At 40.0% G+C, this 13,256-nt stretch carries 13 protein-coding genes; all 13 read left to right on the top strand.

Going from position 1 to position 13,256, the window contains the following annotated elements:
- The first annotated feature begins 58 nt into the window (after positions 1-58).
- The 13 genes from HMPREF2810_RS11075 to HMPREF2810_RS11015 all read left to right on the top strand — a co-directional run bounded on the left by HMPREF2810_RS11075 (position 59) and on the right by HMPREF2810_RS11015 (position 13,211).
- A complete protein-coding gene (locus HMPREF2810_RS11075) occupies positions 59-475 on the top strand; it encodes a hypothetical protein (RefSeq protein WP_002382237.1) in 417 nt (138 codons plus the stop codon).
- A 12-nt stretch (positions 476-487) separates the two neighbouring features.
- Entirely contained in the window at positions 488-1,000 is a 513-nt protein-coding gene (locus HMPREF2810_RS11070) for a phage major tail protein, TP901-1 family (protein WP_010715124.1), read from the top strand.
- A gap of 34 nt (positions 1,001-1,034) precedes the next feature.
- Entirely contained in the window at positions 1,035-1,394 is a 360-nt protein-coding gene (locus HMPREF2810_RS11065) for a tail assembly chaperone (RefSeq protein WP_002357848.1), read from the top strand.
- A gap of 17 nt (positions 1,395-1,411) precedes the next feature.
- The gene (locus tag HMPREF2810_RS11060; RefSeq protein WP_002361692.1) at positions 1,412-1,780 is read left to right on the top strand and encodes a hypothetical protein; all 369 of its coding nucleotides are present in this window, start codon (positions 1,412-1,414) and stop codon (positions 1,778-1,780) included.
- The gene (locus tag HMPREF2810_RS11055; protein WP_010715125.1) at positions 1,770-4,703 is read left to right on the top strand and encodes a phage tail protein; all 2,934 of its coding nucleotides are present in this window, start codon (positions 1,770-1,772) and stop codon (positions 4,701-4,703) included. The genes HMPREF2810_RS11060 and HMPREF2810_RS11055 overlap by 11 nt, the downstream gene beginning before the upstream one ends.
- Before the next feature lies 1 nt (position 4,704).
- Positions 4,705-5,631, top strand: a complete 927-nt coding sequence (locus tag HMPREF2810_RS11050) for a distal tail protein Dit (protein ID WP_010715126.1) — start codon at positions 4,705-4,707, stop codon at positions 5,629-5,631.
- A gap of 12 nt (positions 5,632-5,643) precedes the next feature.
- Positions 5,644-7,101, top strand: coding sequence for a phage tail protein (locus HMPREF2810_RS11045; protein ID WP_010715127.1), 1,458 nt, complete (start codon positions 5,644-5,646; stop codon positions 7,099-7,101).
- A gap of 32 nt (positions 7,102-7,133) precedes the next feature.
- Positions 7,134-8,903, top strand: coding sequence for a hypothetical protein (locus HMPREF2810_RS11040; protein ID WP_016614151.1), 1,770 nt, complete (start codon positions 7,134-7,136; stop codon positions 8,901-8,903).
- 23 nt (positions 8,904-8,926) lie between these two features.
- Entirely contained in the window at positions 8,927-9,322 is a 396-nt protein-coding gene (locus tag HMPREF2810_RS11035) for a phage holin family protein (protein WP_010715129.1), read from the top strand.
- A 118-nt stretch (positions 9,323-9,440) separates the two neighbouring features.
- Entirely contained in the window at positions 9,441-10,565 is a 1,125-nt protein-coding gene (locus tag HMPREF2810_RS11030; protein ID WP_002419812.1) for an SH3 domain-containing protein, read from the top strand.
- A 153-nt stretch (positions 10,566-10,718) separates the two neighbouring features.
- Positions 10,719-11,639 carry a tRNA pseudouridine(55) synthase TruB gene (gene truB / locus HMPREF2810_RS11025; protein ID WP_002419811.1) on the top strand — a complete coding sequence of 307 codons (921 nt, stop codon included), beginning with the start codon at positions 10,719-10,721 and terminating at the stop codon, positions 11,637-11,639.
- 25 nt (positions 11,640-11,664) lie between these two features.
- The gene (gene ribF / locus HMPREF2810_RS11020; RefSeq protein WP_002363808.1) at positions 11,665-12,615 is read left to right on the top strand and encodes a riboflavin biosynthesis protein RibF; all 951 of its coding nucleotides are present in this window, start codon (positions 11,665-11,667) and stop codon (positions 12,613-12,615) included.
- Complete coding sequence (locus HMPREF2810_RS11015; RefSeq protein WP_002419810.1) at positions 12,615-13,211, top strand: GNAT family N-acetyltransferase; 597 nt, start codon at positions 12,615-12,617, stop codon at positions 13,209-13,211. The genes ribF and HMPREF2810_RS11015 overlap by 1 nt, the downstream gene beginning before the upstream one ends.
- Positions 13,212-13,256 lie beyond the last annotated feature (45 nt).

The raw sequence follows: 13,256 nt of genomic DNA, 5'->3' as shown, positions 1-13,256 counted from the left end.
TTCAAGATCCTTCATTTTGACTAGAAGAGAGCCAATTTGTTAACCAATCCTGAATTTTTTGAATGGAAAGGTGGCGCTAAAAATGAATGAAGCGGAACAAGAGTTATATGAAGCCCTTGTTGCAATCTGCCAGACGTCAGGATTTTTGTTGCTAGAGGAACTGCCGACAGATTTACCAGATCAGCCATTTGTTTACTTAGGTGATAGTAAAGAATTACCTAAGCCAACTAAATCAGCTATTTTGGGAGAGATTGAATTAATAATGCATGTTTATGGTGCGTTATCTGAACGACAACAAATTTCTACAATTAAAGGAACGATTTTACGGCAGGCAACTAGTAACTTAAAACGAACGGCTCATTTTAATTGGGGTATCAAACATCAAGAAGTCAAAGCACAAATGGTAAAAGATACCAAACAAATGAAAAAAACAATTTGGCATGCTGTACTACCATTACACATGCAATTTTACTAGGAGGAATTATCAATGGGAGAAGTTATGCAAGGAAAAGACCGTATTTTATTAGTTCGTCGCTTGGATGAAGCAGCGACAAAGAAAGCAATGAAACCCTTATTTCAGATTGAACATGAATGGGAATTCTCACGTGAATCGAGTGGTACGCAAACAAAAGATGGCGTTGCGAATGCTGTTTCTGGTTTAGAAGTTACGTTATCGTTAAGCGGTTTAGCCTCTCGAGATGATGAAAATTTATACATGAAAGACGCAGTTGAAGATGGCATCTTAATGGAATTTTGGGATGTTGATTTAAAAGGTGAAAAAAATGCGGAAGGTAAATATCCAGCAATTTATGCCCAAGGTTATGTAAATTCATGGAGTTTACCAGCCAATGTAGAAGAATTAGTAGAAATCGAAACAGAAGCCTCTATTAATGGCAAGCCACAAGATGGCTTTGCAACAGTAGAAGCAGATATTATTGCGGAAGCACAATATGCGTTCCAAGATACCGTTCCAGAGAAAGCAGCACAACCTGGCGCATAATCAAAAAAAGTGTTGAATTTTAGGAGGATAAAAAATGAATTTAGAGATTAACGGAAAAACAATTGAAGTGAAATTTACGATTGGCGCGATTCGCGAATTAGATAAACGTTACCAAATTGAAAATGGCGCTGCCAAATTCGGCATGGGCATCAGTTCAGCAATGATTTATTTACGCCAATACAATCCAGTAATCTTAGTTGACATCATGGAAGCTTTACAAAGTGGGCAATTAAAAATAGGTAAGTCGGAAATTGAAGCATGGTTAATGACCCAAGATGTCAAAAAACTTTCAGATGATTTGCTTAAAGAAATGGGAAAGCAACCTCTTACAAAACCAATGATCGATCAGTTCAGCAAAGAAGCGAAGAAAGCAGAAGCGCAAGCGACCAACTAATTAAAACGAGCGATGACGTGTATCACGACATCGCTCTTTCTGCTTTTCGCTACTTAGGCTGTCGCTCATTTGAAGAAGTGGATCGGATGACCATGTCTGAATTTGAATTACGAATGATTGCTTTTAATTTAGCAGAAGTAGATGAAGAGCGGAAAAGGCACGAGCTTGCCTACTTAAATGTTAAAGCGCAAGCGACAAACAAAAAAGGAAAACCCGTTTTTGAAAGCTTTAAAAGTTTTTATGATTATGAAAAACGAGTTGCTGAAGTTCTGGCAGCTAACCAGCCACAACGAACAAAATTAAATGAGCGGAAAAAAACGCAACTTGCCACTGTGGCAGAGCGTCTACGCCGCTATCGAGAAGGGAGGAGAGTAGATGGAGAATGACAAAGAAAAAACGCCGTTATCGGAGGCAAAGAAAAGCCTTGCAGGTGTCCAACAAGCATTAAAAAGTATGAGCGGTGAGTATGCCTTATTAAGTGGATATTTAGGGAAAATTAGTGCGGGTGTCAATCAGTCAGCCACTGTCATGAACACATTTAAAACCGTCATGCAACAATCTGGAGAAACAGTGAAAAAAACAGGAGACGAAACAGCAAAGGCAGCAGATCAAATGAACACAGCGTTAACAGATTCTGCTGAACAAGCTGGTGAAGCAGCTAAAAAAGTGGGGAAAGAAACCTCTGATGGCTTTACTAATGCACAAAATAATATGCTGAGCTTTGGGACGGCCATGACTAGTGCCGTTTCCTTACCTATGCTGAACGTTTTAAAAACAGCTATGGGCGTCGGTGCTGGGGTCAGTGGCGAATTTCAAGGAATGCAAGGACTGATTATGGCTAGTGCAGGAGGGATTTCTGATTCATTGCAAGGCGAGTTGCAAGGGGCATTGACTCAGATGAATCAATCATTTGAAGCGGCGGCACAAGTGATTCAAAGCGTGATGGCTCCAGGAATGGAAATTTTGGTTCAAGTGGTTATCACAGTCGTCAAAGGCATTACAGCTTTGGTGAATTTATTTATCAAATTACCAAAACCCGTCCAAGTTTTTATTGTTGCCATTATGGGCATTTTAGCCGCCATTGGGCCCATGCTGATTATGGTAACGATGGCTCAGCAAAAATTTCAACAGTTTAGTGCTGGTTTGGCTCTTGTACAAGGAAACATTGGGAAGTTAGGTGGTGGCTTATCAAAACTAAGTGCTAGTTTTAGTGCCTTAAGTGGAGGACCATTAATTTTAATTGTAGCAGCCGTTTTAGCAGCTGTAGCAGCGTTTGTTTATTTCTATAAAACCAATGAAACATTTAGAAATAGTATCAATCGCTTAGCTAGTGCCATTCAAGGAGCTGTTTCAGCGGCGTTTGGCAAATTGGTAGGATTGCTACAACAGATCCAGCCGGCCTTTCAGCAAGTAATGGCAGTTTTTAAACAATTTTTTGCAGTAGGCTTAGAGAAAATGGCGACTATTTTTTCAACAATTGGTCGTGTGCTAACGGGCGTTTTTGCCAGCGGTTTGCAATTAGGTAGTAACTTATTAGGGCAATTTGGTGGTACCTTTGACAAAGCTGGTTTAGCGGTTGGTCTTTTGGTAAAAGTTCTGACAAAAGTTGCACTGGCTGCATTAGGAATTTCTGGGCCGTTTGGTCTAATTATTTCCTTGATTGTTTCATTCGTGACGGCCTGGATGAAAACCGGTGATTTGAGTGCGGGTGGTATTACCCAAGTCTTTGATAATTTAGGTAACACGATTACATCGGTTACAACAATGCTTGCGGCTAATCTACCGAAAGTTATACAACTTTTTACAACCGTCTTAACCAGTATTCTCGGGAAAATAACAGAAGCTATTCCAAGCATCGTAACCGCGTTATCTAGTTTAATTACGTTAATTGTTGGTGCGATCGTTGCCAATTTGCCCGTCTTAATTGAAGCGGCAACACAAATTATTACTACGTTGATTCAGGGGATTACAACAGTCTTACCAATGTTGATAGAAGTTGGTTTGAGCTTATTAATGACTTTAGTTAATGCGATTGTCACCGCCTTGCCAACAATTACAACTGCAGCGATTAATATCATCACTACATTAGTGACAGCTTTTGTCACAGCGTTACCAATGCTAGTTACAGCAGGTGTTTCAATTATCACGGCCTTAGTTAATGCATTTGTTACTATGTTACCGTTGATTTTGACTGCTGGTTTACAAATTTTGATGGCATTAATCACTGGGATTATGACGATTTTACCTCAGTTAATTCAATCAGCACTGACGATTATTCTAGCGTTAGTGACTGCGTTGATAGGTGCCTTACCACAGATTATCAGCGCAGGTGTCAAATTGTTAATGGCGTTAATTCAAGGGATTATTTCGATTTTACCAACCTTAGTTGCGGCAGCTATTACCTTAATTTTGACATTGGTAAATGCCTTAATTGGTGCCTTACCACAAATCATCAGCGCAGGCGTCAAATTGCTAATGGCTTTGATCCAAGGGATTATTTCAATTTTACCGCAACTGGTTACTGCAGCAATTACGCTAATTACCGCTTTAATGGGTGCGTTAATCAATGCGTTGCCACAGTTGTTAAGTGCTGGGATTCAACTGATTCAAGCCTTAATTAATGGTGTACTCAGTCTATTGGGTGCCTTGCTGTCCGCAGCAGGAACATTAATCTCACAAATGATCACGAAGATTGGTTCTTATTTTGGTCAACTGTTAGCTTCGGGCGGACAGTTAGTTGAAAATATCAAAAATGGGGTTACCAATGCAGCCGATCAGGTAAAAACTGCCATTGGTTCTGTAATTGAAGGCGCTTGGCAAGCAATCCAAGGTTGGTTTTCAAAATTCACCGATGCCGGTGCGAATATTGTCGGCATGATTGCTGATGGGATTACAGGCGCAATTGGAAAAGCCAAAGAAGCAATTGATGGGGTCGTCAGTAAAATTCGTAACTTTTTACCATTTTCACCAGCAAAAGAAGGTCCCTTATCTGATTTGCATAAATTGAATTTCGGCGGCACGATTGCCACGGGGATTTATGCAGGCGAAACAGCCGTTAGTAGAGCAATGGCTTCTATTTTAGATTTACCGCTGTTAAATGATTTTGCCTTGGACTTAGCTGGTCGAGGAAACTTCACGGCAACGATTGACCATCGTTTAGAAAATGATGCATACAATCGACCATTATTTGTGACAGTAGAGTCAACGTTAGATGGAAAAGTTGTCGCAGCAACTACGGCGCCTTATTTAGCAACGGAGTTACAACGACAACAAGTGAAACAAAATAACCGCTTAGGAAGGAGAGGATAATATGTATAAATTTGTTGATACCAATCAAGCAACTCATTCAACGCCTCTTCCTTCAGAAGCGTTGAATTTTAACGGCCAATTTTTAGAAAAAGTCATCCCTGGTTATCAAACATTATCAGTTTCAGGACGAGAATTAGTTCCAAGCGAAATTGAAAGCTATCAATTAGGGATTCGTGATGGTAAACGTCACGTTTATGCGCGGATTCCAGAACGAGAATTAACAGTCAAATATCGGCTTTCATCTGTGAATAATGAAGCGTTTCGAGATGCATTTAATCATTTAAACGTTGCTTTGTTTACGGAAAAAGACGTTTCTATTTGGTTTAACGATGAACCGGAAATGCTGTGGTTTGGCAGTAAGTCTTCAGTGAGTGATGTACCCGAAGGTGTTAACCAAGTAACAGGCACCTTTACTTTATTGCTTTCTGATCCGTATAAATACACACGGAGTGATGCGACTAGTGTGATGTGGGGTTCGCCAACCATTACATTTCAAGCGAATTACTTAATGGGGAATACAGGCTCGGGAGCAGTTGATTTTCCAATTTTAATTGAAGGTGGAGCCTATTGGGGATCAACAATGATTACCTTTCAAAATCGGGCTTACACGATGGGGGACTTAGGCAAAGAAGTTCGGCCAATTGAAATTTATCCTACGGTTGAAGGATTAAAAGTCAAACCGACCATTATTTTAACAGGAACCGGACGTGGTGTTTGGATTAAAACACGGAACGATACAATTAACTTAGGAGATTTTGATCGTTCGGAAATTATCATTGATACTGAAAATTTTTATCTGACAAAAAATGGTGCACCGATGATTCGACCAATGAACGATTTTTATCTATATCCTAATGAACCGCTGTATATTCAAGCCAAAGATAGCGACTTCCGCTTGACGATTCGCTATCCTAACCGATTTGTGTAGGAGGGTGATTAAATGTTAATGGCGCTGGATTTGAAAAGAACATATACGGCAATTTTGGACAATGCCTATCAAGTCAGTTATGAAAAAATAGAGAATAAAATTGGCAGTTTAGATTTTACCATGCCACTAGATGATCCTAAAAATGAATTTATTGCAGAAATGCAATGGGTGGAACTGACCGACAATGAGAATGAATATATTGGTTTATATCGCGTGATGCCAACCACAATTAAGAAAGATGCGAACAATAATCAAATTCACTACTCTGCCACAGAAGCATTATGTACCTTAGGTGATACTGTCCTTTTTGGTTGTCACGAAATTAAAAACAAAACAACGAAAGAGGCCATTCAATTTCTATTAAATAAACAAAAAACAAAACATTGGGTCTTAAAAAAATGTGATTTTTCAAGGAGATTAACCTATAAATGGGAGAATGAAAATGGGCTAGTCGAGCCTTTGTTTAGCATCCCAGCCGATTTCGAAGAGGAATATCTTTGGCAATGGAATACAGAGGTCTATCCTTTTGAACTTTCATTAGTCAAACCACCAACAGAAGCAGTTGCGCGAATTCAAGAAGGTTACAACATGCAAGGATTTGAAATAGAACGTAATCCCAAGATGCTAATCAATCGGATTTATCCATTAGGTTCAGGCGAAGGTGTTAACAAAGTCAATATTCGCTCGGTCAATCAAGGGGTTCCGTATTTAGAGAACAAGGCCGCAATTGACCGCTATGGTTTATTGGAGTCAATTTGGGTAGAACAGCGTTTTTCTGATCCCAAGGCATTAAAGGAAAATGCTTTGCGAATGTTAGAAGAATGGACCAAACCACAAGTTTCTTGGGTAGTGACTGCAGCTGATTTAATTAAATTAACAGATCAACCTTTGGCAATCGATCGTTTGCGGTTGGGTACGGTTATCATGATTAATACGAATGAATTTGGGAGTGTCAACCTTCGTATCAAAAAAGAAAGTAAAAAAGATGTCTTTGGTGCCCCCCAAGACATTCAGCTAGAGTTGGGAAATCTGCAAGAAACAATTCATAGTACCATGACAGCTTTCAGTCGGAAACAAGAGATTAGCGAAACTTACGCACAAGGGGCGACGACACTTTTAAATCGTTCAATACAAGGAGAACTTAGCAAGACACAGCCAGTGGAGCTGAATTTATACTTTGACGAGGACATTCTTTATGTAAACACCGCAGAATTAACGTTCAAGGCAACTGCTAAAGGACCTTCGCATTCTGTAACGAACATTGATTTGGTAGTGGATGGCAAAAAATTACCCCAACTATCATTGAAACAACAACGGCTAAACATTTTGAGTTATTTACGAAAAACAACAGATGGAAAAATCGAACGCGGCAATCACACGCTTCAATTTTTCTCTCATCAGCCACTATGGTTGGATGCTTCGGTCATCTGTCGTGTGTATATTCAATCCCAATTGGGTGGCCAGTTTTAATAAAATAATGAAAACTAGAGGAGTGTGACGAAATGTCAGTAGAACATATTGAAGAATTAGATACCCTGAATCAAGGTCGCCTTAAAATCAATGCAATCTTGGATCAGTCGAATGCATCAGCTGAGAAAGTTGATGCTTACCAAGTCCAGTTAACGAATGGAATTTCTGAAGCGAAAAACATCGCAGATGAAGCTGGCAAAGAAGCCGTACAAATTGCCACCGATGCAGGCAATCAAGCAAATGAAACAGCTAACCAAGCGATGAACAATGCCAAAACAGCCATCACGATTGCAGGAAATGCAGTTTCAACGGCAAATAATAATAAACAAGAATTTGATACTTTGCGAAATGATTTCGATCAATTAGTAGCAGAAGCAGGTGATAGTAATCCAGAAATTGTCCAAGCACGCACAGATACACAAGGCATCAAACAAGCTACCTTAGCGAATCGTCTTCAAATTGATTTGAATGACCGTATGACAAAAGCAGATGGCATTTCTTTGTTGGCTAAGCCAACCACTGTCAAATTGAAGTTAGACTTTAACGGTAAAACGGCCGGCAATACAGCCACCAATGCAAACAGTTATTCCACTGATTTTACGGCAAAAATTCTTAAGAAGCCAACAGATGTTTGGGAGGAAGTTTCCCAAGCGGACTACAATAAAATGGCCAGCCGTGATGATGAGGGTGTGAAAACAGGCTCCACCCAAAGTGGTGTAATTCCACAACAGTTAGCGGCCTTCAATCTCGTTGAAGCCGCTAAAAAATTAATTCCACAAATGTTTGAAACATTCACAACTGACGAGGCGGTGGCATTTATTCGCCAGAACGTTCAATTTTTTACGATTAATCAACGTGTGAAAGCCGCTGCGCCCAATAATCAAACGATTAAAATCGCTACGTATTTACCAACTACGGATAATTGGGTAACTCAAATCCAAGAATCAGCAAAAGAGTTCGGCGATTTTTCAATTCAAATCAATGATCAGAATTTTATCACAGATGAAGGGTTCATTTATTTAATGAGCTATACAGATTCATCGAATGGGGTGACGCCAGCCAGCGTAGAAGTTGATTACGTGGGACTTCATATTGGTCTGTCTGTTGATGCCCAAGCGGTTTTAGCGAAGAGTGGTTTTGTTCAAGCAGAGCAACTCAATACCCATGTGGAAAATCAGGATAATCCGCACCAAGTAACCGCTGAACAAGTAGGGCTAGGCAATGTAGAAAATTATGGCTTCGCATCAGACAGCGAAGCAGTCGCGGGAACTTTAATGAGTAAATATATGCACCCGAAAAACGTTGCGGAAGCGATTAAAGGTCAAGCTGTGACACAAACAGGTGATCAAGAGATTGCTGGGGTGAAGAATTTTGTGACTATGCCAACCGTCAATGGTGTGCCTTTGGAATCCTCTAAAATGGCCATTTATGAAGCTAGTGGAGTCGGTGAAGTCGGGGCAAAATATCAGGCGGCCTTTAATAAGGATAATATGAAATTTGTATTAATTAGGGTAGGAAATCGTGTCGATGCATTCGTAAGATGTAATTTGAGTGATCCGACGAAATTGAATAATAATTTGGTTAAAGTGTTTACTGTTCCAACAGGATATACATTATCGACGAAGATTACAAAGGGAATATGGAATTTGGCGTTAACTGCTATGCAATATACCTTCCCTCAACCGAATTGTGCAGGTTTATATGAGATGGGAAATCAAGGAATTCTTTTTGGTGCTAACCGTGCTGGAAATATTTACCTCCAAGGAAGTTGGTATACGGACGATCCGTTTCCGACAAAATAACAAACTAGTTTAGGAGACTTTTTATGGAACGTTATATCAACACAATAACAATGCTTTTAAGCATTTTCGGTGGGATTGTCGTACGTTTATTAGGCGGATTAGATCAATTGTTGGATGTCTTCCTCTTTTTAATTATTGTCGATTTCATCACAGGTTGGATTAAGGCAATCGCCACAAAAGAATTGTCCAGTCGGATTGGTATGCTCGGAATTGCGAAAAAAGTGACGATGTTATTTGTGGTTGCCGTAGCGGTTCGTGTTGAAAAAGTTGTGGGGAACAATTTGCCAATTCGGGAAATGGTTCTGATTTTTTACATTGCGAACGAAGGACTTTCTTTTTTTGAAAACATTGCGACCTTTATTCCTATGCCGAAAAAGTTAAAAGAGTTATTTATTCAGTTAAAAAATAAAGATGATTAAGTAGAAGTGGTCGGGACAAACGTAGAACTTTCGGCTGATTGCCGAAGAAATTACTTCTGTCTCGCCATTTATCTGCAGGGTTAAGCCATGAAAGGGAAGTTATTTTGACTTTCCTTTCATGGCTTTTTTAAGAAAGGAGCATGCTATGTTTAAAAAATTAATGATTCAACTTGCTTTAGTGATTGGCTTAAGTTTAACGATTCCGATGACAGCTTGCGCTTACACCATCGAAGCGGATCCAATCAACTTTACTTATTTTCCAGGCTCTGCAACCAATGAATTAATTGTTTTACATGAATCAGGAAACGAGCGGAACCTAGGACCACACAGTTTAGACAATGAAGTAGCCTATATGAAACGAAATTGGTCAAATGCTTATGTCTCATATTTTGTCGGATCTGGTGGACGAGTGAAACAATTAGCTCCTGCTGGTCAAATTCAATATGGCGCAGGTGCTTTAGCTAACCAAAAAGCATATGCGCAAATCGAATTGGCTCGAACGAATAATGCGGCGACGTTTAAAAAAGATTATGCTGCCTATGTTAATTTGGCCCGTGATTTAGCTCAGAACATTGGTGCTGATTTTTCGCTGGACGATGGAACAGGTTATGGAATAGTCACTCATGATTGGATTACAAAAAATTGGTGGGGAGATCATACAGATCCTTATGGTTATTTAGCGCGTTGGGGGATTAGTAAAGCGCAGTTGGCACAAGATTTACAAACGGGCGTTTCTGAAACAGGTGAGACTGTCATTGTTCAGCCGGGTAAACCTAATGCACCAAAATATCAAGTAGGACAAGCAATTCGTTTCACTTCAATCTATCCAACACCAGATGCTTTAATCAATGAACATCTATCAGCAGAGGCACTTTGGACACAGGTAGGAACAATTACAGCGAAATTACCGGACCGACAAAACCTTTACCGTATTGAAAATAGCGGACATTTGTTAGGTTATGTGAACGACGGCGACATTGCTGAACTTTGGCGCCCGCAAACGAAGAAATCATTTCTAATTGGTGTGGACGAAGGCATTGTTTTAAGAGCAGGACAACCTAGTTTGTCAGCACCCATTTATGGTATCTGGCCCAAAAATACTCGCTTTTATTACGATGTGTTTTATATTGCAGATGGGTATGTTTTCATTGGTGGAACAGATACGACAGGCGCGAGAATTTATTTGCCAATCGGACCAAACGATGGCAACGCACAGAATACATGGGGATCATTTACTAGCTAAAAAAAGCCACAAACTCTGCTTTTATCAGAGTTTGTGGCTTTTTTTGCATTTAGCAGAGATTTTGCCAAAGGGAATAAGCAATGGAGACTGCGAAGCTAGGTACTTTTATGCTATAATGACAAAGTTAGTATTATCGGAACTGGAGGAACTATAATGGACGGCATTTTACCGTTATGGAAGGAACGTGGCATGACAAGTCATGACTGCGTATTTAAATTGAGAAAAATTTTACATACCAAAAAAATTGGTCATGGTGGTACGTTAGATCCAGATGTCGAAGGGGTCTTACCCATCTGCGTTGGCAAAGGAACGAAAGTGATCGAATACATGGTAGATTCTGGCAAAACCTATGAAGGTGAAATTACACTTGGATTTGCTACGACAACCGAAGATGTTAGTGGCGAAATTGTTGAAAAAAAACCAGTTACAACACCTCTGTCAACTGAACAAATTGATCAAGCAATGGCCGAAATGACAGGTGAAATCACACAAATCCCACCGATGTTTTCTGCGGTGAAAGTCAATGGTAAACGTTTATATGAATATGCGCGGAACGGGGAAGAAGTTGAACGGCCCCAACGAAAAGCTATGATTTATTCATTTGAACGCACTAGTGAACCAATTTTTAACGAATCCGCTCATACACAAAGTTGGCGGTTTAAAGTGGTCTGTGGCAAAGGAACCTATGTGCGGACACTATCAGTGGATACTGGCAAAAAATTAGGCTATCCTGCCCATATGTCGGATTTAACGAGAACGGCAAGTGGCGGTTTGCAAGCTGCGCAATGCTTAACGTTAGAAGAAGTAGCCAAACAAATGGCTGCTGAAACAATCGATCAATGCCTATTGCCCATTGAGACAGCAGTAGAACAATTCCCACGAATTGATTTATCAGATGAATTGTATCAAAAAGTAAAAAATGGCATGCGTTTGCACAAAAAAGAATTAGGAATAAAGGCAATGCCAGAATCCTTAGTTGCCTTATTTTACCAAAATCAAGTGGTTAGTTTATACATGCCACACCCAACGCATGATAAATTATTGAAACCAAGTAAAGTTCTACGGAACAATTAAATAAAAAAGAAGGAAGTTTTTGCACATGCAAGTTATTCAACTACATCATCCCTATGAACCCAATCAAATTCCTAATGAAGAAGTCGTGATGGTCCTAGGCTTTTTTGACGGTGTTCACAAAGGCCACCAAAAAGTAATTGAAACAGGCAAAAAGATTGCGGAGGAAAAAGGCTTGAAGTTAGCTGTGATGACCTTCAACCAACACCCATCAATCGTTTTTCAAAAAGTTTTACCAGAAAATATGAAATATTTAACTAGCTTGGAACAAAAAGAACGCCTAATGGCCAACTTGGGCGTTGATATTTTATATATTGTCGAATTTACTTCAGCGTTTGCTCAATTAAAACCGCAAGATTTTGTCGATCAGTATATCGTTAATTTAAATAGTGCAGTGGCAGTCTCTGGGTTTGATTATACGTATGGTCCTAAAGAAATCGCTGGAGTCAAACAGTTACCAACTTATGCGCAAGGCCGTTTTGAAGTGGTGACAGTACCAAAAGAAGAAATGACTGGTGCCAAAATTAGCTCAACAAGAATTCGCGAAAAAATGGAAGCCGGCGAAATGGAGGAGGTCACGGAGTTGTTAGGATATATTTATGAAACAGAAGGAACAGTTGTCCATGGCGATGCTCGGGGCCGTTTATTGGGTTTCCCGACCGCTAATGTCAAAGTGAAAAGCACCGTGCGCTTACCAAGAATTGGCGTCTATGCTGTGCAAATCGAAGTTGGTGGCAAATGGTATGTCGGCATGGGCTCAATTGGTCATAATGACACCTTTGGAGAAGGACGCGATTTAACCGTGGAAGTCTATATTTTGGACTTCCATCAAGACATCTATGGTGAACAAGTGGTGGTTCGTTGGAATCATTATTTACGTGACCAAGTGAAATTCAATGGGGCTGAAGCCTTGATCGACCAATTAAAACAAGATGAACGAGATACGGCTGACTATTTCCAACAATCAGAGGACAAATAATGAAGATTCGTCAAGAAAAACCTGCAGAGTATCAAGCTGTAGAACGTTTAACGTATCAAGCGTTTAAGGGATTAAACTTGACCGAAAACTGGCGTCCCACAGAACATTTTATCGTGCATTTATTAAGAGAAAGTGCCGACTTTATTCCGGAGTTGTCCTTAGTTTCAGAAACTGATCAAGGAAAATTAACGGGTCATATTATGTCTTCAAAAGCCAAACTACGATTACCTGATCATACAGAAAAGGCTGTTTTGACCGTTGGGCCGCTAAGTGTCCATCCAGAAGTTCAGAACACGGGCGTAGGCTCCGCGTTAATTAAGCATTCTGTGCAGAAGGCCAAAGAATTAGGCATCGGCGGATTGATTATCCTGGGCCATCCAACTTACTATAAGAAGTTCGGTTTTGTTCCAGCGACTACTTTTCAGATTACGTTACCGGAAAAAGAAACATCAGAAGCATTATTGGCTTTGGAATTACTGCCAGGTTATTTTGGTACAAGTGGTGGGGAGTGGCATTTTTCAACATGCTTTGCTTATCCAGAAACACACCTTGCAGAATTAGAAGCCTTTGAAGCAGACCTCGGAATAAATGAATAAAGAATAATAAGGAGGTCGGGACAGAAGTGTTTAACTCCGAGAAAT

This window comes from Enterococcus sp. HMSC078F03 (assembly GCF_001811595.1).
GTDB lineage: Bacteria > Bacillota > Bacilli > Lactobacillales > Enterococcaceae > Enterococcus > Enterococcus faecalis.
This window is presented reverse-complemented; position numbering and strand designations above follow the sequence as displayed.